Source organism: Pseudonocardia lutea, from assembly GCF_042658055.1.
Lineage (GTDB): Bacteria > Actinomycetota > Actinomycetes > Mycobacteriales > Pseudonocardiaceae > Pseudonocardia > Pseudonocardia lutea.
On record NZ_JBHSQK010000019.1, the window covers coordinates 186 to 21,919 of the forward strand.

Below are 21,734 nucleotides of genomic sequence, written 5' to 3' on the forward strand. Positions count from 1 at the left end.
GCCGCCGCCACCGGTGCGGCTGCCGCGGCAGCGCCGGACGGGACCGGCACCGGGACGGGCACGAGGGCTGCGGGATCGGGCGGGACCACCCCGGCGAGGAGGCCGGGGAGCAGCTCCTGCAGACCCTGCAGGACGTGGTTGAGCAGGCCGCCCACCGGCGTCTCCGGTACGGCCGGCACCACGGGCACGGCCGGTATCGCGACGGGGGGTACCTGGTCGGCGACGGGCGCGGCCGCCGCCGTCCCTGCTCCGAGGACGGCGACGCTCCCGCCGGTCGCCACCGCGACGAGCGAGAGCGCGATCTTCTTCCGCACGGCAAGCCTCCTGATGATCACCCGGCGGGACGGGCGAATCATGCGAAGGAGGTGCTCGTGCTGGCCAGAGCCCCGGATCGGCGGGCCGCACCACCTCGAACGCACTCCGTGACGAGACGGGGGCCGGACCACCGGTTCGGGCGACCTCGACCAGGGGGTCCCCTCCGCGGCGCCCCTCTGCCGGGGGACGTCGGCGCCCGTCGGGCACGAGCCGACGTCACCCGGCGGCGTACGACTGCGATCACCCTCACCCGGTCGTGCGCGAGGTCACCGAACGTGGAGCGCCGGCCCAGGTTTCGTTACACGGCGTGCTCGACCTCCGTGCCGCGCGACAGCCGGTCGAGACGCCGGGTGGTCGGCCAGCGCACCGAGTGCGCCCACCCGAGCACCTCGAAGATCCGGATGAGCCGGGCCGAGATGTCGACCTGGCCGGGCTTGGCACCGTGCCGGGCGCAGGTCGGGTCCGCGTGGTGGAGGTTGTGCCACGACTCGCCGAAGGACAGCAGGGCCAGCCACCAGACGTTGGCCGACCGGTCACGCGCGGCGAACCGGCGGTCGCCCCAGATGTGGCACACGGAGTTGATCGACCAGGTGACGTGGTGCAGCAGCGCGACCCGCACGAGGCCGGCCCACAACAGCGCGGTCAGTGCTCCGCCGACCGACCAGGTCAGCAGGCCGCCGACCAGCCCCGGCAGCAGCAGGCTGGTGAGGGCGAACCAGAGGAAGTTGTCGCCGATCCGGCGGAGCGCCGGGTCGGCGAGCAGGTCGGGGGCGAACCGGCGGGCGTTGGTCTTGTCCCGGTCGAGCAGCCAGCCCATGTGCGAGTGCCAGAAACCCTTGGCGAGCGCACGGGGCCCGGTGCCGTAGAGCCACGGCGAGTGCGGGTCGCCCTCCTTGTCCGAGTAGGCGTGGTGCCGGCGGTGGTCCGCGACCCACGACACGACGCTGCCCTGCAGTGCGAGCGACCCCGCGGCGGCGAGCGCGATCCGCAGCCCGCGGCGCGCCTTGAACGAGCCGTGGGTGAAGTGCCGGTGGTAGCCGACGGTCACCCCCAGCCCGCTGACCATGTAGAAGACGACGAAGAGGACGACGTCGACCCAGCCCAGTCCCCACCCCCAGGCGACGGGGACGGCGGCCGCGACGGCCAGCAGCGGGACGATCATGAACGCGATGACCAGCACGTGTTCGAGGGTCGAGCGGCGGCCTTCGGTGGCCGGCTCGACGCCGCGACTCTGCGGGCGGTCGGGGGCGAGGCTGGGCATGCGGGCGCCTTCACACGTCGAGGGGTCGGTCGGGGGAGGACCGGCTCCGGCCCCGGGTTCGCGCCGGCGGCTCGTCGCGACTCGCGGCCGTAAGTCACGGTAGCGCAACGAACCGGACAAGGCTGGATTGCAGTGGTGTCACACGCACGGGCGCGGGATCTGCGTTCGCCGTCACGTCCGGCGTGGTAGCGTTCGACCCGGTTGCAGTCGTGTCTTCCTCGATCGTTGAGACAGCGTGCGTGGAACGTGTGACAGCGAGTTCCGCACGTGTGGTCGGGGACCCCTCCTCCCACCCGGCGGGCTCCGCGCAACCTCCGGCCGTCGCCATGTCGGCCGGATCCGTTCAGTGTGTGGGAGAAAAAAGCTATGCCGCAGGGCACCGTCAAGTGGTTCAACGCCGAGAAGGGCTTCGGCTTCATCGCCACCGACGACAACGGGCCGGACGTCTTCGTCCACTACTCGGCCATCCAGAGCAACGGCTTCCGGACCCTCGAGGAGAACCAGCGCGTCTCCTTCGAGGCCAGCCAGGGTGCCAAGGGCCCGCAGGCCGACTCGGTGACCCCGCTCTGAGCGGCATCTGAGTCTTTCGCTGCCGGCGATCCCCGACGGGGGTCGCCGGCAGCGGCGTTCTCTACAGGGTTCTCAGCCAGGAGCACGTCACTTCGAGGCCCTCGTCGATCCCGCGCGGGGCGAAGCCGAGCGCGCGGGCGCCGGCGTCGTCGACGTGGACCGGGGGGAACCGCCCGTACACCTCGGAACGCCGGGCGAAGGTCGACGCGTCGGGCCCGAGCTCCGCGCCGGGCGGCAGCGTCCGGACCCGGTGGGGCGTGCCGAGCAGCTCGGCGGCCCGGTTCAGCACCCGGCCGAACGGTGCCACCTCCCCGCACAGCACGTAGCGGCGCCCCGGCTCGCCGCGGTCCAGGGCGAGCCGTACGCCCTCGGCGCAGTCCTCCGCCAGTACCCAGCCGATCGGGGCGTCGACGACCTCGGTGATCTCGCCGCGGGTCAGGAACCGCAGCAGCCCGTTGTAGCTCTGCGGGCCGGCCGGGCTGGGCCCGTAGATGCTGACCGGCACCGCGACCGACGCGTCGATCCCCTCCGCGCCGAGCACGAGGGCGTCGGCCTCCGCCTTGGCCCGCGAGTACGGATCGGTGAGGACGGGCGGCCCGGACGGCCGCTCGCCGACCAGTCCGGACGCGTCCATCACCGCCGCGCTGCTGCTCACGTGGACGAGTCGGCGGACCCCGGCCCGGCGCATCGCCTCCAGCACCGCCCGCGTGCCGTCGACGTTCGCGGCACGGATCTCCTCCGGGGCGCCGCCGACCAGCCCGGCGAGGTGCAGGACCGCGTCGACGTCCTTCAGCGCCGCGTCGAGCGAGCCCGGGTCGTCGAGCCTCCCGACGGCGGTCGGGACGCCCTCGGGCAGCAGGGCGGCGGCCCGGGCCGGATCACGCACCAGCGCGCGGACCGGGCGGCCTCGGCCGGCGAGCAGGGCGACGAGCGCACTTCCGAGGAATCCGGTGGCGCCGGTGACGAGCAGCATGGGTCCATCATCGCGGTACGGCCGTTCGCCGCGGGGTCGTGCGCCGATCGGTCGCAACCTCGAACGGAGTAGCCGCCGGTCCCGGGCCGCCGACCGGTCGGCCGCCGCCCACCGGCGGGTGAAGGACCGGTGGTCGGTGACGAGGGCCACTCACCTCTACGTCACGTGCGGTCACCGCGAGCGGCCGGCTAACACGAACCCGGTGCCCGTCGATGGTGTTGCATGTGATGTGAGCGACGCCCGACGGGCGCGCCGGGTCACGGGTGATCGGTACGGAAAGAGGAGTTGAGCCGGATGTCGTGGTGGGACAGCTACCGGGCCGTCTACGGCGCGGAGCTGCGGGCGGCCGCCGTCGAGTACGTCGAGCACGGTTGGCCGCTGGTGCCGGGCCCCGGCTCCGAGGTCCTGCTCGACACGGGCACGGTGCTCGACGTGATCGAGGTCCCCGCGGAGATCGGCCGGCAGGTGTGCGCCACGCTGCGTGACCGGGGGATGGTCGTCCCGGTCGCCGCGACCCCGCACGACACGTGGTGGTTCCCGATGACCCCGAACCACGAGCTGCCCGCGGAGCTGTCGCTGCACACGGACGTCGTGCTCCACACGGACGGCATCGGGGTGCTCGCCCCGCCGACCGAACGGCCCGACGGCTGGGTCCAGTGGCGGGTGCGTCCCTCCTTCACCGGCTACGAGGTGCCCGACGCCGTCGTGATCGTCGAGGCCGTCCAGGCCGCCGTCCGGCAGCGCTCGGCCCCCGTGCGACAGGTGGAGCCGGCCGTGAGGGCCGGCCGCGCCGGCTGACCCGCACCCCATGGACCCGGCCGGGTCCGGCGGACGACCGTCGGGCCCGGCCGTCGCCATTTCCCACGGCGCCGACGGCTCGGGGGGCCGATTCTCAGGTTGGGCCGACGCACGGTTCCGGCGACGGGCACTATGAACTCCGTGAGTTCCGACCGTGCCCTCGCCGCCCCGCCGTCGCGGCCCGCCGGCGGCAGCAACATCCCGGCCGGGCTGGGTCTCGGCCCCGAGGCCGAGGCGCAGAAGCGCCGCGACCTGCGCCGGATGAAGCTCGTCGCGACCGGGTTCCTGCTCGGCGCGACGGTCGTCTTCTTCGTCATGCGGTACCTGGAGCTGCACGGCCAGGCGTGGGCCGGCTACGTCCGCGCCGCCGCCGAGGCGGGCATGGTCGGTGCCCTGGCGGACTGGTTCGCGGTCACGGCGCTGTTCAAGCGGCCGCTGGGGCTGCCGATCCCGCACACCGCGATCATCCCGCGCAAGAAGGACACGATCGGCGACAGCCTCGGTGACTTCGTCGGCGAGAACTTCCTGGCCGAGTCCGTGGTGCGGGACAAGCTCGGCCGGATCGAGGTGACGCACCGCGTCGGCAGCTGGGTCGCCCAGCCGCAGAACGCCGAGCGTGTCACCGCCGAGCTGGCCACCGCGGCCCGCGGCGTGGTCACCGTGCTGCGCGACGACGTCGTCCAGGACCTGATCGAGCAGGTCCTGGTCCGCAAGCTGCTGGACAAGGAGGTCGGGCCGCCGCTCGGCAAGATCCTCGAGGGGATCCTCGACGACGGCGCCCACCGCCACCTCGTCGACCTGGTGTGCGACCGCGCCTACGACTGGGTCACGGACAACCAGGAGATGGTGCTGCGGGTCGTGCACGACCGCGCCCCGATGTGGACGCCGCGGTTCGTCGACGACATGGTGGCCGACAAGCTGTTCAACGAGGTGCAGGGCTACGCCTGGGCGGTGAAGACCGACCCGGAGCACCCGCTGCGGCACGCGATCGACCGCTTCCTCGCCGAGTTCGCGCGGGACCTGCAGGACGACCCGAAGACGATCGCGCGCGCGGAGCAGGTCAAGCAGCAGATCGTCGACCACCCGGACGTGCAGAAGTTCATCGGGCAGGCCTGGGGCGTGGTCAAGGGCATGATCCTCGACGCGGCCGAGGACCCGTCGAGCGAGCTGCGGGCGCGGGTGCGGGACGGGCTGATGTCGCTCGGCGCCCGACTGGCCGACGACGCCGAGCTGCGGGCCCGCATCGACGGCTGGATGACCGACGCCGCGGGCTACGTCGTGCGGCACTACCGCCGCGAGATCACCACCCTGATCACGGACACCGTGGCGCGGTGGGACGCCGAGGAGACCTCGCGCAAGATCGAGCTGCAGGTCGGCCGGGACCTCCAGTTCATCCGGATCAACGGCACGGTCGTCGGCGCGCTCGCCGGCCTGGTGATCTACACCGTCTCCCAGCTCGTCTTCTAGGCCTCGCGGGTGGCGGGCTCTCGCCACTCACAGCACGGTGCCGACGGCCAGGCCGAGCCCGGCCGCGCCGAGCCCGGCCAGGACCGAGCCGACGGCGTTGAAGGTGGCCAGGAGCGGGCTGCCCTGTCTCGCCAGCTGCACCGTCTCGTAGCCGAACGTGGAGTAGGTGGTCAGCGCCCCGCAGAACCCGGTGCCGACCAGCGCGGTCACCGCGGGGGAGGTGGCCGCCCCGGCCACCACGCCGAGGACGAAGGAGCCGACGACGTTCACCGTGTACGTGCCCCACGGGAACCCGCTCGCCTGGCGGGACTGCACGAGCCGGTCCGTCAGGTAGCGCGCGGGCGCCCCGACGGCCGCGCCGACCACGACCAGCAGCGGGATCACCGGGCGAACCTCCGGGTCGCCGCGGCCCCCAGCCAGGTCGCCGCGACGGCTGCGACGAGCGTCCCGGCCAGGTAGGTGAAGGCGAGGCCGAGGTGGCCGCCCAGCAGCAGGTGCTGGGCGTCGACCGAGAAGGTCGAGAAGGTGGTGAAGCCGCCGAGGATCCCGGTCGCGAGGAACGGCCGCAGCAGGGGGTGTGCCTGTCGCAGCTCGGTGATCGCCACCAGCAGCACGCCGATGGCGGCGCAGCCGACGACGTTGACGAGGAAGGTCCCCAGCGGGAACGCGCCGGGCGTGGTCGGGAGACCCAGCCCCACGGCCCACCGGGCGAGCGCACCGACCGCGCCGCCGAGCGCGACCGCCGCCGTCGCCCGGCCCTGCCCGCGGAACGGCTTTGGCGCAGGGCGCCGGGGCACCTCGACGACGTCCTCGCCCGTGGGCGGGAGCTCCTCGGTCACCGCCCCACTCTAGTTCGTGGAGCCATCCACATCGTGACAAAGGTCACGCCACCAGCGCAAGCACTGCGCTTGCAGGAGCTAGCGGACGTCCGTACCGTCGATCGTGTCCGGGGGAGGTGAGCGCATGGCGGACGACAAGCCGCTGATCGACCAGGCCGTCGGCCAGGTGGGTCACGTCGTCGAGAAGACCGTGGACGACATCGGCTCCTACATCCGCTCGCAGCGCGAGGCGGCCCAGGTCTCGCTGCGGCAGCTCGCCCGGACGGCCGGCGTCAGCAACCCGTACCTCAGCCAGATCGAGCGCGGGCTCCGCAAGCCGTCGGCCGAGATCCTGCAGCAGATCGCGAAGGGGCTGCGGATCTCCGCCGAGGCGCTCTACGTCAAGGCGGGGATCCTCGAGGAGCGGCCCGCCAGCGTCGTCGTCGACGCGGTCCTCTCGGACGCCTCCCTCACGGAGCGCCAGAAGCAGGTTCTGCTCGACATCTACCAGTCCTTCCGGCGGGAGAACGACCTACCGGTCGATCCCGGCGTGCCGACCGAACAGAGGAAGTGATCATCATGGCCGTGTCGCTGCCGACCGCCGCGGACGTCCGCAAGGTCCGCGAGCAGGCTGCCAAGTCCGCCGCCGAGCAGGCGGGGACCGTCAAGACCCCGCTGCTGGCCGTGCTGGGTGCCGGCGAGTACGCCTACTCGAGCATCCGCGGCGCCTACGCGAACGCGCGGACGGTCGCCACCGCCCAGGCCGAGGCGGCGCAGAAGCTCGCCTCCGAGCTGCCCGCCGAGATCCAGGGCCTGCGCGGCAGGCTGACCACCGAGGAGCTGCGCAAGGTCGCCGAGGCGTGGCGCGCCCGGGCGGAGAAGGCCTACGCCGACCTCGCCCGCCACGGTGCGGGCACCTGGACCGAGATCCGCGAGCAGCCGCAGGTCAAGCAGGCCTTCGGTCAGGTCGAGGAGCTCACCGGCAAGCTCGACGCCCGGGTCGACGCCTTCGTCGACGACGCGCACGACGTCGCGGAGAAGGCCCTCGCCACGCTGACCCGCCAGACCCGCTCGGCCGGCGAGAAGGTCGCCGTCCGCACCCAGAAGGCCGCCGACGAGGTCGCCGAGACCATCACCGAGGTCTCCGAGGACGCGTCGAAGGTCGTCGCCGAGGCGGGCAAGGAGGCCGCGAAGGCCGTCGACGAGGCCGGGGACGAGGCCGCTGCCACCACGCGCAGCACCAGCCGCCGCGCCGCGAGCCGGACCGCCCCGGTGACCGAGCCGGCCCCGAGGACGGAGACCGCGCCGCGGAGCGAGACCCCGGCGGCGAAGGCCGCGACCCCGGCGAAGACCTCGCCGAAGGCCGCCACCCGCAAGCCGGCCACCCGGCGCACGGGCACCCCGTCCGACAGCTGACGCGTCGCACGTCCCGACGGGCCCGGAGCACCCGCTCCGGGGCCGTCGGTCTCTGCAGGGACACCGCTCACGGTGTGCGGGTATGTCCTGATCCCGCCGCCGCACGTAGTCTGGTCCGGTGAACGTGTTCACCATGCTCGACCGCCTGGTGCTGTGCGTGATCGGCATCGTGGTCGCGGCGTGCTCGGGTTACGCCTTCGTGCACGCCGTCCGCCAGCGTGCCGACGCCTTCCAGGCGGCCAGCAAGCTGACCAAGAACGCCTGGCTGGGCATCACCGGCGCAGCGGCGCTGTTCCTGCTGGTCATCCCGATCTTCGGGGTGATCTCCTCGCCCAGCCTGCTCGGTGTCGTCGCCTCGTTCCAGGGCCTGCGCAGCGAGCTGACGCTGTTCTGGCTGGCCGGCACCGTCGCGATGCTGGTCTACCTGGTCGACGTCAAGCCGGCCGTCGTCGCCGCCTCCCGGGGTGGCAACAACTGGTGAGCGTGCCCTCGAGCGTGCTCGGCACGCTGACCCCGCTCCCCGCCGCCGACCACCCCGAACTGCTCGCCGAACCCGTCGCCAAGGCGCTGTCCCGGCTGCCCGACCCGAGCAGCGTGCTGGTCGCGGAGATCGATCCCGACCTGGCCGACACCGCCGCCTTCTGCGAGGCCTACGCCTCGCCGCCCGAGTCCTCCGCGAACTGCGTGGTGGTCTCGGGCAGGCGCTCCGGCGAGGTCCGCTACGCCGCCTGCCTGGTCCTCGCGACCACCCGGGCGGACGTCAACGGCGTGGTCAAACGGCGGCTCGACGTCCGCAAGGCCTCCTTCGCGCCGATGGCCGAGGCCGTGGAGCTCACGAGCATGGAGTACGGCGGCATCACCCCGCTCGGCCTGCCCGAGGGCTGGCCGCTGCTGATCGCGCCCGAGGTCGCAGCCGCCGAGGCCGTCGTCGTGGGCAGCGGCATCCGGGGCTCCAAGCTCGCCGTCCCCGGTGCCGTGCTCGCCGCCCTGCCCGGGGCCGCGGTCGTGGAGGACCTGGCCCGTCCGGCCTGAGCCGACTGCGCTCAAGGTTCCTGCGTTCACTCACAGCGGACATACTTGAACGCTGGAATGAGGCTTGCGGTGTAAGCGTTGACCCGGGCATGACACAGACGCTGAAGCTGCCGGTGCTTCCGCTGACCGACTCGGTGGTGCTGCCCGGCATGGTGGTGCCCGTCCGGCTCGACGCTCCGGAGGTTCAGGCCGCGGTCGACGCCGCGGAGGGCAGCGCAGATGGCCGCTCCGCTGACGCTGCGCGGCGGCAGGTCCTCGTCGTCCCCCGTCTCGACGGGAAGTACGCCGCGATCGGTGTGGTCGCGGTCCTGGAACAGATCGGCAGGCTCCCGAACGGGGAGCGTGCCGCCGTGGTCCGCGGTGAGTCGCGGGCCCGCATCGGCTCGGGCGTGACCGGCCCGGGCTCGGCCCTGTGGGTCGAGGCCGAGACGGTCGAGGAGGGCCCGGTCACCGGGCGCACCCACGAGCTGGCCAAGGAGTACAAGGCCCTGGTCGTCGGGATCCTGCAGCAGCGCAACGCGTGGCAGGTCATCGACTCCGTCCAGCAGACGACCGACCCCGGGCAGCTGGCCGACCTGGCCGGCTGGGCGAGCTGGCTCGACAACTCCCACAAGCTGGAGCTGCTCGCCGAGACCGACGTGACCCGCCGGCTGGAGAAGCTCCTCGAGTGGACGAAGGAGCACGTCGCCGAGCAGGAGGTCACCGAGAAGATCTCGCAGGACGTCCGGGAGGGCATGGAGAAGCAGCAGCGCGAGTTCCTGCTGCGCCAGCAGCTCGCCGCGATCCGCAAGGAGCTCGGTGAGGGCGACCCCGAGGGCGAGGACGACTACCGCGCCCGCGTGGAGGCGGCCGACCTGCCGGAGCACGTCCGCAAGGCCGCGCTGACCGAGGTCGGCAAGCTGGAGCGGGCGTCGGACCAGAGCCCGGAGTCCGGCTGGATCCGCACTTGGCTCGACACCATCCTCGACATGCCGTGGAACGAGACCACCGTCGACACCGACGACCTGGTCGAGGCCCGGCGGATCCTCGACGCCGACCACGCCGGTCTGGACGACGTCAAGGAGCGGCTGGTCGAGTTCCTCGCCGTCCGCTCGCGGCGCAACCGCAAGGGGCTGGACACCATCGGCGGCCGCGGCTCGGGTGCGGTGCTGGCGCTCGTCGGCCCGCCCGGCGTCGGCAAGACCTCGCTGGGTGAGTCCGTCGCCCGCGGGCTGGGCCGCAAGTTCGTCCGCGTCGCCCTCGGCGGCGTGCGCGACGAGGCCGAGATCCGCGGACACCGGCGCACCTACGTCGGCGCACTGCCCGGCCGCATCGTCCGCGCGATCCGCGAGGCCGGCACGATGAACCCCGTCGTGCTGCTCGACGAGATCGACAAGGTCGGCAGCGACTTCCGCGGCGACCCGTCCGCGGCCCTGCTCGAGGTGCTCGACCCGGCGCAGAACCACACGTTCCGCGACCACTACCTCGAGGTCGACCTGGACCTGTCCAACGTGCTGTTCCTCGCCACCGCGAACGTCGGCGAGGCCATCCCGGGCCCGCTGGCGGACCGGATGGAGGTCGTCACGCTCGACGGCTACACCGAGCAGGAGAAGATCGCGATCGCGCGCGACCACCTGCTGCCGCGGCAGGTCGAGAAGGCCGGCCTGGAGCCGACGGACGTCGAGTTCACCGAGGTCGCGCTGGGCATGATCGCGGCCGAGTACACGCGCGAGGCGGGCGTGCGGCAGCTGGAGCGGGGCCTGGCGAAGGTCCTGCGCAAGGTCGCCGTCGGGCTCGACTCCGGTGAGGAGGCGCCGATCCACGTCGACGCCGACACCCTGGTCAGGTACCTCGGGCGGCCGAAGTTCACTCCGGAGTCCGCGGAACGCACGTCCGTGCCGGGCGTGGCGACCGGCCTGGCGGTGACCGGCGTGGGCGGCGACGTCCTGTTCATCGAGGCGACCTCGATGGAGGGCGACCCGGGCCTGACCCTGACCGGTCAGCTCGGCGACGTCATGAAGGAGTCGGTGTCGATCGCCCTGTCCTACCTGCGCTCGCGCGGGCTGGCCGGTGACCTGGCGTCGAAGAAGCTGCACGTGCACGTCCCGGCGGGTGCGGTCCCGAAGGACGGCCCGTCGGCCGGCGTCACGATGACGACGGCGCTGGCGTCGCTCGCCTCCGGGCGCCCGGTGAAGTCGTCGGTCGGCATGACCGGCGAGGTCACGCTGCAGGGCAAGGTGCTCCCGATCGGCGGGGTCAAGCAGAAGCTGCTGGCCGCGCACCGGGCGGGCCTGACCGACGTGATCATCCCGAAGCGCAACGAGCCCGACCTCGACGACCTGCCGGAGTCGGTCCGCGGTGAGCTCCGGGTGCACCCGGTCGCCGACGTGAGCGAGGTCCTCGAGATCGCGCTCGAGCCGGCGGAGCAGCACGCCGCCGCCTGACCGGAGCACACCCCGGACGGCGCCCCTCCCACGAGGAGGGGCGCCGTTCGGCGTTCTCGGAGTATCAGTGACCGGTGTCACATGCTCTTGTCTCGGTGGGGTGCGAGATCGAGGAGGGCGAATGACGAGCACGGCACGGTACGACGTCGAGGCGCTGCAGACCCGGACGAGCGGGTCGGTTCTCCTGCCGGGGGACGACGGCTACGACGAGGCCCGGTCCACCTATGTCGGCGGGATCGACCGCCGGCCGGCGCTGGTCGTGCGCTGCACCGGGCCGGACGACGTCGCGGCGGCGTTGTCGTACGCGTGCGAGCACGGTCTGGAGGTGACGGTCCGTGGCGGTGCCCACGGGCACTGGGAGCCCGCGATCCCGGGCGAGGAGCTGCTCGTCGATCTCTCACCCCTGGCGCAGGTCCGTGTGGACCCCGCGGCGCGTCTGGCGCGGGTCGGCGGCGGCGCGACCCTGGCCGCGATGGATGCAGCCTGCCAGGAGCACGGCCTCGCGACGGTGGGCGGCACCGTGAGCCACACCGGGGTCGGCGGCCTGACGCTGGGCGGTGGATTCGGCTATCTGACCGCCCGTCACGGGCTGGCGATCGACAATCTGGTCTCGGCCCAGGTCGTCCTGCCGGACGGCCGCACCGTCCGGGCGAGCGACGAGTCCGAACCCGATCTCTTCTGGGCACTGCGTGGGGGCGGCGGCAACTTCGGCGTCGTCACGGAGTTCGAGTTCCGCCTGCACCCGGTCGGCCTCCTGCACCTCGGCATGCTGTTCTACGAGCAGGGGCGGGCCGTGGAGGCGATGCGTGCGGCCCGTGATCTGCTGCCCACCCGGTCCCGGGACGCGGGTGGTGGGATCGTCCTCACGAGCGGGCCGCCCGACGACGCCGTCCCGGAGGAGCTGCGCGGGCAGCCGGTCGTCGCCGTGCTCGTCGTCGGGTACGGCTCCGCGGAGGAGCACGAGGCCGTGCTCGCCCCGCTGCGTGCGGCGCTGACGCCTGCGTTCGAACAGGTCACGCCCATCCCGTACACGGCCCTGCAGCAGATGCTCGACCCGTCGGCACCGTGGGGGATCGCCACGCACACGCGCGGCCTCTACCTCGACGCGCTGCCCGACGACGCGATCGAGGTCCTCGTCGCGTGCCACGCGGAGCGGACGTCCCCGATGAGCCAGACCCTCGTCTTCTCCCTCGGCCCGGGCTTCCGCGAGGTCGCGGAGGACGCGACGGCCTTCGGCGGGCGTCGGTCGACGCGGTGGGTGGTGGCGATCGAGGCGCTCTGTCCCGACCCCATCCCGCTGGCGCCCGAGCGCGAGTGGACCCGCCGGTCGTGGGACCTGCTGCGCCCCTTCGCCACGAGCGGCGCAGGCTACGTCAACCTGGACGTCGGCCAGGACGAGGCGCGGCTCCGCGACACCTACGGCGCGAAGTACGAGCGGCTGGCCCGGATCAAGGCGCAGTACGACCCGGGCAACCTCCTCCACGTCAACGCCAACATCAAACCCGCCTGACCCTGCCGGAACGGCGTCCCCCCGCGAGGAGGGGCGCCGATCGGCGTTCTCGGGGGCCGTAGAAGTACGTACAGCCCTGCGGGTGGCCGGGGTCACACACTCGACCGTCGGTACCGAGGAGGGCGTGATGACGAGTACGGCCAGGTTCGACGTGGATGCCCTGCGAGCGCGGATCGGGGGCGCTGTCCTGGTGCCCGGCGAGGCCGGGTACGACGACGCCCGAACGGTCTGGAACGGGACGATCGACCGGCGGCCGGCGGTGATCGCGCGCTGCCGGACCACGGCAGACGTCGCGGCGGCGGTCGACTTCGGGCGAGAGAAGGGCCTGGAGATCGCGGTCCGCGGTGGGGCGCACGGGATCAGCGGGAACGCCGTCTGCGATGACGGGCTGATGATCGATCTGTCGCCGATGAGGTCGGTGACGGTCGATCCCGAGCGCCGCCGAGCCGTCGTCGAGCCCGGGGTCAAGCTCGGCGAGCTCGACGCCGCGACGCAGGAGCACGGACTGGCCGTTCCCGTCGGCACCGTCAGCGACACCGGGGTGGCGGGGCTGGCGCTCGGCGGCGGCATGGGCTACCTCACCGGTCTGCACGGGCTGACGGCCGACAACCTGGTCCGGGCACAGGTCGTGCTCGCCGACAGCAGCACCGTGGAGGCCTCGGTCGACGAGCACCCCGATCTGTTCTGGGCCCTGCGCGGGGGTGGCGGCAACTTCGGCGTGGTCACCTCGTTCGAGTTCCGGCTGCACCCGGTGGGCCCCGAGGTCCAGTTCGCCCTGCTCTTCTGGCACCACGATGCCGGCATCGCCCCGGTGCGCGCCTGCCGGGACGTCGTCGTACGGCTCCCGGACCAGGCCGGGTGCTTCCTGGTGATCGGGATGAACGCGCCGTCGGCCCCGTTCGTCCCCGAGGAGCACCACTCCGCACCCGGCAACGCGCTGATCCTCGTGAGCTTCGGGACGGCGGAGGAGCACGCGCAGATCCTGGCTCCTCTGCACCGTGACGTCCCGCCGCTGTTCGAGCTCGTGACACCCATGCCCTACACGGGTGTCCAGCAGGCGCTCGACGACGGCTTCCCCCCGGGTGTCCGTGCCTACGAGAAGTCCCTGTACCTCGACGAGCTGAGCGACGACGCGCTCGACGTCCTCGCGGATCGGGGCACGGGCAGGACGTCGCCGATGAGCCTCTCCTTCCTCTTCCCGCTCATCGGGGCGTACACCCGCGTCGGCGAGGGGGACACCGCCTTCGGTGGGCCGCGCAGGGTCCAGTACGTCGCCAACATCGTGGGGATGAGTCACGATCCCGCCGAGCTCGCAACCGAGCGGAGCTGGGTGCGGGACACGTGGGAGGCCCTGCGGCCGCTCGCCGGGATGTCCGGCGCCTACGTGAACTACATGGCCGAGGCCGAGCAGGACCGGATTCGTGCGAGCTACGGGGCGACGAAGTACGAGCGGCTGACCGAGATCAAGGGCCGTTACGACCCGGCCAACCTCTTCCACCGGAACATCAACATCAAGCCCGCCTGACCCGCTCTCGTGAGTGGCGACGGTCGCTGGAGCGACTGTCGCCACTCGAGGAGATCAGCGGAAGACGACGGTCTTGTTGCCGTGCACCAGGACCCGGTCCTCGAGGTGCCAGCGGAAGCCCCGGGCGAGGACCAGGCGCTCGGCGTCCCGGCCCCGGCGGACCATGTCGGCGACCGTGTCGCCGTGGTCGACCCGGATGACGTCCTGCTCGATGATCGGACCGGCGTCGAGGTCGGCCGTGGCGTAGTGGCAGGTGGCGCCGATCAGCTTCACACCCCGGGCGTGCGCCTGGTGGTAAGGGCGCGCGCCGGCGAAGGAGGGCAGGAAGCTGTGGTGGATGTTGATCGCCCGGCCGGCCCACTCCTCGCACAGGTGCGCGGGCAGGATCTGCATGAACCGGGCGAGCACGATCGCGTCGGGCTCGTGGGCGTCGACGAGCTGGCGGACCTTCTCGAACGACTCCACCTTCCCCTGCTCCCGCTTCGGGTCGCGGGGCCCGGGGAAGGGCACGTGGTGGAACGGGATGCCGTGCGCCTTGACCAGCGGCGCGAGCTCCTCGTGGTTGCCGACGACGGCGTCGATCGTCACCGGCAGCTCGCCGGCGGCCACGCGGCCGAGCAGGTCGTGCAGGCAGTGCGGCTCGCGGGTCACGAGCAGCACGGCGTGCTTCGGCACGCCGCTGTCCGTGACCCGCCACGTGGCCTCGGGCCCGAACTCCTCGGCGATCTCCGCGAACCGGGCGCGGAGCTCGTCGACGTCGAAGGGCACGGAGGAGGCCCGCACGGCCTGCCGGGTGAAGAACCAGCCCTCCTCGGCGTCCGCGTGGTAGGCGGCCTCGACGATCCAGGCGCCCGTCTCGGCGAGGAAACCGGCGATCCGCGCGACGATGCCCGTGCGGTCGGGGCAGCTGAAGGTGATGACGTAGCGGCGGTCGGCTTCCGGTTGCACGACCACAAGCGTGCCATCGCCGCTCCCACGATCGTCCCGCGGCACCCCGCGGGTCGACGGGACCTGGCCCGGACGGGTGCGGCGGGCCCGCGCCCCACCTCACGTCGCCGTGCCGGTGACCAGTTCCGCGTCCCGGCGCACCGCGACGGTGTCGACGAACCGGGCGACGACCTCGTGCACGACCTCGCGGTCGTGCTCGTTGAGCACGTCGTGCAGGTCGCCGGGGAAGGTGTGCAGCGTCGCGTCCGGCAGCCGCGCGGCCACCTCGTGCGAGTCCTCCACCGGGACGACGGGATCGGCCTCGCCGTGCACCAGGAGCACCGGGGCGGCGGGCCGGCCGTCGGCGAGGGCCGAGGCGATCTCGGGCCAGGTCGCCGCGAGGGCGAGGAGGGTCTCCCGGCGGAAGCCGCCCTTCCACGTCAGCGGGTCGTGCAGCAGGGCGTGCACGTAGTCCGGGTGCGTGCTGAGGAACTCCGTGGGTTCGCCCTCGGCGGTCTCGGCGGCCCCGGTCGCGAGCTCCCCGTCCACCCACTCCAGCGGGCGCAGCGGCCCGGCCGAGAGCACGAGGGCGTCGGCGGCCCGCGGGTCGCGCAGCCCGAGCAGCATCGTGGTCACCGCCCCGCCGGAGTGGCCGACGACGACCACGGGCGCGCCCGGATGCCGGGCGCGCGCGAGCCCGACGAGGGCGCGCGCGTCGTCGACCCAGTCGTCCCAGGACGGGATGACCGCCCGCTCGCCGTCGCTGCGCCCGTGCCCGACGGCGTCGAGCGCGTGGACCGCGTGCCCGTCGGCGACGAGCCGGCGGGCCAGCGGGTCGTAGAGCCCGAGGTGCTCGCCGTAGCCGTGCAGCAGGACGACGGCACAGCGCGCCTCGCCCTCCGGGAGCCAGCTGTCGTGGAAGATCCGGCCGTTGCGGCCGTCGAGGTGAGCCATGAGGTGAGGGTGCGAGGGGGACCTGTCAGTCGGGTGTCACGTCCCTGGCACGTCCTGGCGGGCGCCCGTCACGCCGGCACGAACTCGAGGATCCGGCCGAGGTCCCGGAAGCCGATCCGCGCGTAGAGGTGCTCGGCCATCGGCGTGGCCTGCAGGCTCGCGGTGCGGCGGCCGCGGTCGCGCGCGTCGTGCAGGAGCAGGGCGGTCACCGCGGATCCCAGACCGCGCCGGCGCGCGTGCGCGCGGGTGCCGACGTTGTAGATCCCGCAGTCCTCGCCGTGGTGGTAGGCCATCGCGGCGGCGGCGTTCCCGGCGTCGAGCCGCGCGACGACGACGTGGAACGCGGCGTGGTCCGCCCCGGCGAGCAGGTCGGTCGGCACCTCGATCACGCGCAGGTACTCGGTCCAGTCCGGGAGGGCGAGGTCGAGCTGCGGACGGGGGACCCGCAGGTCGTCGAGGGACATGCCCATCGCCCGCGTGGTCTCGTCGAGGGCGTACCCGCGGCGCTCGAGGTCGGCCCGCAGCGCCCGGTCGTCCTCGTGCACCCAGGCCGCGAACCGGGTGATCCCGGCGGTCGCGTAGGCCTCCTCCATCGCGTCGAGCGCGGCGGTGCGCTCAGCCGGGAGGAGGTCCCGGCCGAGCACCGCGTTGTTGTAGACCCCGCGCTCGGGCCCGTGCGGGAAGACCGCGGCGGCGACCCCCTCGAACCGGTGCACGGCGGCGCCCGGGGCCCCGCGGGCGTACTCCTCCCAGGTCGCGAGCAGGGTGGCCGTGCCCCGGGCGTACAGGTCGACGTCGGGTGGTGCCGTCACGAGCCCTCCTCGGTGGTGGGGCGGTCCAGCCACACCCGGTCCCGGAGGGGGATCCCGGCGGACCCGGAGCCGGCGGGGTAGCCGGCGGCCGGGGTGAACACGTCGCGTTCGACCGCGCGCAGGCGGAAGCCCTGGCGCTGGTAGAAGGCCAGGTTGTCCACGTCCGCCGCGGCCGTCGCCACCCGGATCGTCGCCGTGCCCTCGGCCGCGAGCGCGGCGATCGCCTCGCGGACCAGGCGGCCGCCGATCCCGCGCCCCCGGCGGTCCTCGCGGACCGCCATGTTCTTCAGCTCGGCCTCCCCGGGCAGCTCCGTCCCCACCAGCTGGAGATGGCCGACGATCTCCCCGTCCGCACGGGCGACGAGGACCCGCCCACGCCCCAGGTACGAGTCCAGCTCGGCGGCCGAGTCCTCGGCCAGCGCGAACAGCGGGCGCAGCGCCTCCCGCTCGCCGGCGTACCAGTCGACGACGACGGGCAGGTCGAGATCGGTGCCGGGGTGCGGCACGAGCACGACCCGCCAGCCGTCGGGATCCGCGACGGTCACGGCCTCGTGCGCGGTCCAGTGCGGGTTCTCGGGCACGACCGGTCGGTGGCCCCGCTCGGCCAGCCCGGCCGCGACCCGGCCCACGGCGGCGCGGTCACCGAGGTAGAGCACGAGCAGGTTGTCCCGGGTCGGCGCCGGGCAGGGGCTGCCCTCGTCGTGCTGGGTGAACTCGAGATGACGCCCCGGGCCGGGCAGCCCCAGCAGCACCCCGCGATAGCCCGCGTGCCCGGCGAACCGCCCGAGCTCCGGCAGCCCGAGCCCGTCCCGGTAGAAGCCCACGACCTCGTCGAGCCGGTCGGTCGGACGGGCGACGCGCACCTGCCGGATCGGCGGCACGAGGGCGGGGGAGCTGGTCACGCGGGCAGCGTCCGCCGCGCCCGTCACCGGCGCAATCGAGTTCCGTGCCGCGTCAGACCCGGGAGAGCGTGTACTCGGTCTCCATCTCCAGCAGGTGGTGGATCTGCTGGGCGACCGACTCCTCGATCTTCCCGCCGATGATCGGCACCTTGACCGTGACGTCGACGTTCACCACGAGCTCGGAGCCCTCGCCGCGCGGGCCGAGCCGCATGGTGCCCTGCGCCCCGGCGGGCATCCCCGGCAGCTCGACGCCGACGGTGCCGTCGTAGCCGTCCCCGGTGCGGGTCCAGGACTCGTCCCGCTCGATGGTGATGCCGCGCGAGCCGACGAAGGACTTGACCACGCCGGGCAGGTCCTTCTCGTCGATGCCGTGCCGGATCCGGTACTTGCAGCCGTTCTCGTCGCCGGTGTACTCGAGGATGGCGGCGCCCGGGCCGCCCATCGTCCTCAGCCGGTCCGTGAGGACCTGGCGGTCGACCATGGTGGCGTACACCCGGTCGACGGGATGCGGGCTGGTGGCGCGGAACTCCGTCGGGCGGGACACGGCCGGAGGCTACCCCGCCCGCTACCGTGGCGCCCTGTGCAGACCACCCCCGTCCGGGCCGGCACGCCGCTCGCCCCCCTCACCACGCTGCGGCTCGGCGGCCCCGCCGCGCGGCTGATCGAGGCGCCCGACGCCGGCACCGCCGTCGACGCCGTCCACGCGGCCGACGGGTCCGGCGAGCCGCTGCTGCTGCTCGGCGGCGGCTCCAACGTCGTCGTCGCCGACGAGGGGTTCGCGGGCACCGTCGTGCGGCTGACCGGCGGTGGCATCGCGTTCGCGCGCCGCCCGGACGGCTCGGTGCTGCTCACCGTGGAGGCGGGGGAGAACTGGGACGCGGTCGTCGCCGCGACGGTCGCCGAGGGCCTCGGCGGGCTGGAGTGCCTGTCCGGCATCCCCGGCCTGACCGGTGCCACCCCGGTGCAGAACGTCGGGGCGTACGGCGTGGAGGTCTCCGCCCTGCTGGTCGACGTCGACCTCTACGACCGGCGCACGGGTGCCGTCCGCACCCACGTCCCGGCCGCCGACCTGGGCCTGGGCTACCGCACCAGCGTCCTCAAGAACACCGGGGCCGCGATCGTGCTGCGGGTGCGGTTCGCGCTGCCCGGCGGCGGGGCCAGCATGCCGATCGCCTACGCCGAGCTCGCCCGCACCCTCGGCGTCGACCCCGGCTCCACGGTGCCGGCCGCGGTCGCGCGCGAGGCGGTCCTCGAGCTGCGCCGCGGCAAGGGCATGGTGCTCGACGCCGCCGACCACGACACCTGGAGCGCCGGCTCGTTCTTCACCAACCCCATCGTCGACGACGCGGCGGTCCCGGACCCGGCGATGCCGCGCTGGCCGGCGGGGGAGGGCCGCAGCAAGCTGCCGGCGGCCTGGCTCATCCAGCACGCCGGGTTCACCCGCGGCCACGAGGGGCCCGGGGGCCGGGTCGCGCTGTCCACCCGGCACGTCCTCGCCCTCACCAACCGCGGCGGGGGCAGCACCGCGGACCTCCTGGCGCTGGCCCGTGAGGTCCGCGCGGGGGTGCGCGACCGGTTCGGGGTCGACCTGCACCCGGAGCCCGTCCTCGTGGGCTGCGCCCTGTGACCCTTCGTGACGTTTGACCGGCGCGGGGCGTGTGGAACCCCGCCCGCATCGGCGGTCGTCGCTGTCGGTGGTGACGCGTAACCTCGTCGACCGGACGCGTGCCACGGGCAACGTCCGCCGCCCCTCCGCGTCCTGATGTGGGGGCGAGTTCCGTACGGGGGAGGACGATGAGGCGGATCCTGCTGGTCCTGGCCGTGATCGTGGTCGGGACGGTCGGCGTGGTCACGGCGGCGACGGCCGCCGGGCGTGGCGGTGACGCCACGCCGGCGCTGCTCGCGCGGGCGGCGACGCTGGCCTACCAGCCGGCCGCGCAGGCCACCGGGGTCCCCGTCACGTCACCCGTCACGGTGAGCGTGACGAACGGCACCCTGGAGCAGGTCGCGCTGACCAACCCCCAGGGGAAGCAGGTCGCGGGCGCGCTGAACGAGGACCGCAGGGTCTGGACGAGCACCGAGCCCCTGGGCTACGACACCGAGTACACCTGGTCCGGCACGGCCAAGGGCGAGGACGGGGTCGGCGTGCCGCTGGCCGGCGGTTTCCACACGATCGTCCCGAAGCAGCAGGTCCGGGGCGTGCTCAACATCGGCGACGGCCGGACCGTCGGCATCGCCGCCCCGATCGAGATCCAGTTCAACGGCCATGTCGAGGACCGTGCGGCCGTCGAGCGGGCGCTGAGCGTGCAGACCTCGGTGCCGGTCGAGGGCGCCTGGGGCTGGCTGCCCGACGAGGCCGGCGGCTCGCGCGTGCACTGGCGGCCCAAGGAGTACTGGCCGGCCGGCACGAAGGTCTCGGTGTCGGCCAAGCTCTACGGCGTCGACTACGGCGGCGGGCAGTTCGGCGCCGCGGACGTGACCAGCGACTTCCAGATCGGCCGCGCCCAGGTCGTCAAGGCGGACGCCCGGTCGCACCGCATGATCGTGGTCCGGGACGGCACGCAGGTCGCGAACTACCCCGCGAGCTACGGCCTGGCCGACGACCCGGACCGCAACACCCGCTCCGGCATCCACGTGGTGACCGAGAAGTTCACCGACAAGCGGATGGTCAGCCAGCAGTACGGCTACGACGTCGTGGAGAAGTGGGCCGTGCGGATGAGCAACAACGGCGAGTTCATCCACGCCAACCCGGCCTCGGCGAACGCCCAGGGCTCCTCGAACGTGACCCACGGCTGCGTCAACCTGTCGCTGGAGAACGCCAAGGCCTACTACGACACGGCGCTCTACGGCGACCCGGTCGAGGTCACGGGCACCCCCGTCCAGCTCTCGGCCCGGGACGGCGACGTCTGGGACTGGACCCTGTCCTGGGACGAGTGGCAGCGGCTCACCGCCCTCTGAACCACCCGCCGGACCGCCCGAGGGACCGCCCGTCGATCGGCCCGCGGTTGGCGCCCGGCCGCCTCGGGTAGGCACGGTCCATGACCGATCCCTCAGTGAACGACACCGGGCACGCCACCGCCGCGGAGCGGGCCGAGACCCGCGCCGAGCCGCTGCCCGAGGAGGCGCGGGTCACCGGGCCGGACGAGGACCGGTACGCCGAGGCCGAGGGCATCCTGCTGGACTCCGAGGAGCGCATCGCCGAGGCCGAGGCGGGGCGCGCCCCCGGCGACGCCGCCTACGAGAACCGGCGCTCGGAGGACACCGTCTGAGCCGGGCCCGGGCCGTCAGCCCTCGCGGTGGGCCCGGCTGGCGCTGGCCTGGGCCCGCGGCATCAGCGTGATCTGGTCCAGGTTCACGTGGCTCGGCCGGGTCGCCGCGAACGCGATCACGTCCGCCACGTCCTCGGCGGTGAGCGGCTGCAGGCCGCGGTAGACGTTGTCCGCCTTCTCACGGTCGCCCTCGAAGCGGACCAGCGAGAACTCGGTCTCCACCATCCCGGGGCAGATCTCGGTCAGCCTGATCGGCTCGCCGAGCAGCTCCCCACGCAGGGTGCGGTGCAGCATCGCCTGCGCGTGCTTGGCGCCGGTGTAGCCCGCGCCGTTGTCGTACGGGGCGAGCGCCGCGATCGAGGTGACCGTGATGATGTGCCCGTCCCCGGAGGCGCGCAGCTTCGGCAGCAGGCCCTGGGTCATCCGCAGGGTGCCGATCACGTTGGCCTCGAACATCCAGCGCCAGTCGTCCTCGTCGGCCTCGGCGACCGGCTCGAGGCCCTTCGCTCCGCCGGCGTTGTTCACCAGCAGCCGGCAGGCCGGGACGGCCTCGACGAAGGCGGCGGCCGACTCCTTGTCCGTGACGTCGAGCCGCAGCGCCGTGCCGTCGATCTCCTTGGCGACGGCCTCCAGCCGGTCGACGCGGCGGGCGCCGAGCACGACGTGGAAGCCGGCCTCGGCGAGGGCGCGGGCGGTGGCGGCTCCGATGCCGGAGCTGGCCCCGGTGACGACGGCGGTGGGACGGTCGGTCATGCCGCGAGC

General features: G+C 73.4%; 23 protein-coding genes and 1 pseudogene. 13 read left to right on the forward strand and 11 right to left on the reverse strand.

Annotated features, from left to right (window positions below; translation table 11 throughout):
• Positions 1-314, reverse strand: a pseudogene (locus ACFQH9_RS09905) (hypothetical protein); the annotation flags it as partial.
• Positions 315-613: 299 nt separating this feature from the next.
• Complete coding sequence (locus tag ACFQH9_RS09910; RefSeq protein WP_379565649.1) at positions 614-1,576, reverse strand: acyl-CoA desaturase; 963 nt, start codon at positions 1,574-1,576, stop codon at positions 614-616.
• Positions 1,577-1,942: 366 nt separating this feature from the next.
• On the opposite strand from ACFQH9_RS09910, the gene ACFQH9_RS09915 reads away from it, so the two are divergent.
• On the forward strand, positions 1,943-2,146 hold the full coding sequence (locus tag ACFQH9_RS09915; protein WP_037051431.1) for a cold-shock protein: 204 nt from the start codon (positions 1,943-1,945) through the stop codon (positions 2,144-2,146).
• A gap of 61 nt (positions 2,147-2,207) precedes the next feature.
• Here ACFQH9_RS09915 and ACFQH9_RS09920 read toward each other — a convergent pair whose 3' ends face one another.
• Positions 2,208-3,119, reverse strand: a complete 912-nt coding sequence (locus ACFQH9_RS09920) for an NAD-dependent epimerase/dehydratase family protein (protein WP_379565650.1) — start codon at positions 3,117-3,119, stop codon at positions 2,208-2,210.
• Positions 3,120-3,413: 294 nt separating this feature from the next.
• Here ACFQH9_RS09920 and ACFQH9_RS09925 point away from each other — a divergent pair, with 294 nt between their 5' ends.
• Positions 3,414-3,917, forward strand: a complete 504-nt coding sequence (locus tag ACFQH9_RS09925; protein WP_379565651.1) for a hypothetical protein — start codon at positions 3,414-3,416, stop codon at positions 3,915-3,917.
• Positions 3,918-4,178: 261 nt separating this feature from the next.
• Positions 4,179-5,384: a DUF445 domain-containing protein gene (locus tag ACFQH9_RS09930; RefSeq protein ID WP_379565800.1), complete on the forward strand. Its 1,206-nt coding sequence runs from the start codon at positions 4,179-4,181 to the stop codon at positions 5,382-5,384.
• 27 nt (positions 5,385-5,411) lie between these two features.
• Here the strand turns inward: ACFQH9_RS09930 and crcB (ACFQH9_RS09935) are convergent, their stop codons facing one another.
• Positions 5,412-5,768, reverse strand: coding sequence for a fluoride efflux transporter CrcB (gene crcB, locus ACFQH9_RS09935; RefSeq protein WP_379565652.1), 357 nt, complete (start codon positions 5,766-5,768; stop codon positions 5,412-5,414).
• Positions 5,765-6,223, reverse strand: coding sequence for a fluoride efflux transporter CrcB (crcB, locus tag ACFQH9_RS09940; RefSeq protein WP_379565653.1), 459 nt, complete (start codon positions 6,221-6,223; stop codon positions 5,765-5,767). The genes crcB (ACFQH9_RS09935) and crcB (ACFQH9_RS09940) overlap by 4 nt, the downstream gene beginning before the upstream one ends.
• 124 nt (positions 6,224-6,347) lie before the next feature.
• Between crcB (ACFQH9_RS09940) and ACFQH9_RS09945 the strand changes: the two genes are divergently transcribed.
• From ACFQH9_RS09945 to ACFQH9_RS09975, 7 genes are all read left to right on the forward strand, one after another.
• A complete protein-coding gene (locus ACFQH9_RS09945) occupies positions 6,348-6,776 on the forward strand; it encodes a helix-turn-helix domain-containing protein (protein WP_379565654.1) in 429 nt (142 codons plus the stop codon).
• A gap of 11 nt (positions 6,777-6,787) precedes the next feature.
• Positions 6,788-7,618 (forward strand): hypothetical protein, encoded by an 831-nt coding sequence (locus tag ACFQH9_RS09950; protein WP_379565655.1) that lies wholly within the window; start codon positions 6,788-6,790, stop codon positions 7,616-7,618.
• A 118-nt stretch (positions 7,619-7,736) separates the two neighbouring features.
• Positions 7,737-8,099, forward strand: a complete 363-nt coding sequence (locus tag ACFQH9_RS09955; RefSeq protein WP_379565656.1) for a DUF2516 family protein — start codon at positions 7,737-7,739, stop codon at positions 8,097-8,099.
• A 2-nt stretch (positions 8,100-8,101) separates the two neighbouring features.
• Entirely contained in the window at positions 8,102-8,650 is a 549-nt protein-coding gene (locus tag ACFQH9_RS09960; RefSeq protein WP_379565801.1) for a YbaK/EbsC family protein, read from the forward strand.
• Positions 8,651-8,739: 89 nt separating this feature from the next.
• Positions 8,740-11,073: an endopeptidase La gene (lon, locus tag ACFQH9_RS09965; RefSeq protein ID WP_379565657.1), complete on the forward strand. Its 2,334-nt coding sequence runs from the start codon at positions 8,740-8,742 to the stop codon at positions 11,071-11,073.
• A gap of 121 nt (positions 11,074-11,194) precedes the next feature.
• Positions 11,195-12,583, forward strand: coding sequence for an FAD-binding oxidoreductase (locus ACFQH9_RS09970; RefSeq protein WP_379565658.1), 1,389 nt, complete (start codon positions 11,195-11,197; stop codon positions 12,581-12,583).
• Between the two features lie 127 nt (positions 12,584-12,710).
• The gene (locus ACFQH9_RS09975; RefSeq protein ID WP_379565659.1) at positions 12,711-14,108 is read left to right on the forward strand and encodes an FAD-binding oxidoreductase; all 1,398 of its coding nucleotides are present in this window, start codon (positions 12,711-12,713) and stop codon (positions 14,106-14,108) included.
• A 54-nt stretch (positions 14,109-14,162) separates the two neighbouring features.
• Here the strand turns inward: ACFQH9_RS09975 and purU are convergent, their stop codons facing one another.
• The 5 genes from purU to ACFQH9_RS10000 all read right to left on the reverse strand — a co-directional run bounded on the left by purU (position 14,163) and on the right by ACFQH9_RS10000 (position 18,247).
• The gene (purU, locus tag ACFQH9_RS09980; RefSeq protein WP_379565660.1) at positions 14,163-15,056 is read right to left on the reverse strand and encodes a formyltetrahydrofolate deformylase; all 894 of its coding nucleotides are present in this window, start codon (positions 15,054-15,056) and stop codon (positions 14,163-14,165) included.
• Between the two features lie 99 nt (positions 15,057-15,155).
• On the reverse strand, positions 15,156-15,989 hold the full coding sequence (locus ACFQH9_RS09985; RefSeq protein ID WP_379565661.1) for an alpha/beta fold hydrolase: 834 nt from the start codon (positions 15,987-15,989) through the stop codon (positions 15,156-15,158).
• Positions 15,990-16,057: 68 nt separating this feature from the next.
• Entirely contained in the window at positions 16,058-16,801 is a 744-nt protein-coding gene (locus ACFQH9_RS09990) for a GNAT family N-acetyltransferase (RefSeq protein WP_379565662.1), read from the reverse strand.
• On the reverse strand, positions 16,798-17,703 hold the full coding sequence (locus tag ACFQH9_RS09995; RefSeq protein ID WP_379565663.1) for a GNAT family N-acetyltransferase: 906 nt from the start codon (positions 17,701-17,703) through the stop codon (positions 16,798-16,800). Before ACFQH9_RS09995 ends, ACFQH9_RS09990 begins: the two co-directional genes overlap by 4 nt.
• A 52-nt stretch (positions 17,704-17,755) precedes the next feature.
• Complete coding sequence (locus ACFQH9_RS10000) at positions 17,756-18,247, reverse strand: DUF2505 domain-containing protein (protein ID WP_379565664.1); 492 nt, start codon at positions 18,245-18,247, stop codon at positions 17,756-17,758.
• 36 nt (positions 18,248-18,283) lie between these two features.
• On the opposite strand from ACFQH9_RS10000, the gene ACFQH9_RS10005 reads away from it, so the two are divergent.
• The 3 genes from ACFQH9_RS10005 to ACFQH9_RS10015 all read left to right on the forward strand — a co-directional run bounded on the left by ACFQH9_RS10005 (position 18,284) and on the right by ACFQH9_RS10015 (position 20,972).
• On the forward strand, positions 18,284-19,330 hold the full coding sequence (locus ACFQH9_RS10005) for a UDP-N-acetylmuramate dehydrogenase (protein ID WP_379565665.1): 1,047 nt from the start codon (positions 18,284-18,286) through the stop codon (positions 19,328-19,330).
• Between the two features lie 167 nt (positions 19,331-19,497).
• Complete coding sequence (locus ACFQH9_RS10010; RefSeq protein WP_379565666.1) at positions 19,498-20,661, forward strand: L,D-transpeptidase; 1,164 nt, start codon at positions 19,498-19,500, stop codon at positions 20,659-20,661.
• Positions 20,662-20,741: 80 nt separating this feature from the next.
• The gene (locus tag ACFQH9_RS10015) at positions 20,742-20,972 is read left to right on the forward strand and encodes a hypothetical protein (RefSeq protein WP_379565667.1); all 231 of its coding nucleotides are present in this window, start codon (positions 20,742-20,744) and stop codon (positions 20,970-20,972) included.
• Between the two features lie 15 nt (positions 20,973-20,987).
• Here ACFQH9_RS10015 and ACFQH9_RS10020 read toward each other — a convergent pair whose 3' ends face one another.
• Positions 20,988-21,725: an SDR family NAD(P)-dependent oxidoreductase gene (locus ACFQH9_RS10020; RefSeq protein ID WP_379565668.1), complete on the reverse strand. Its 738-nt coding sequence runs from the start codon at positions 21,723-21,725 to the stop codon at positions 20,988-20,990.
• Positions 21,726-21,734: the final 9 nt, after the last annotated feature.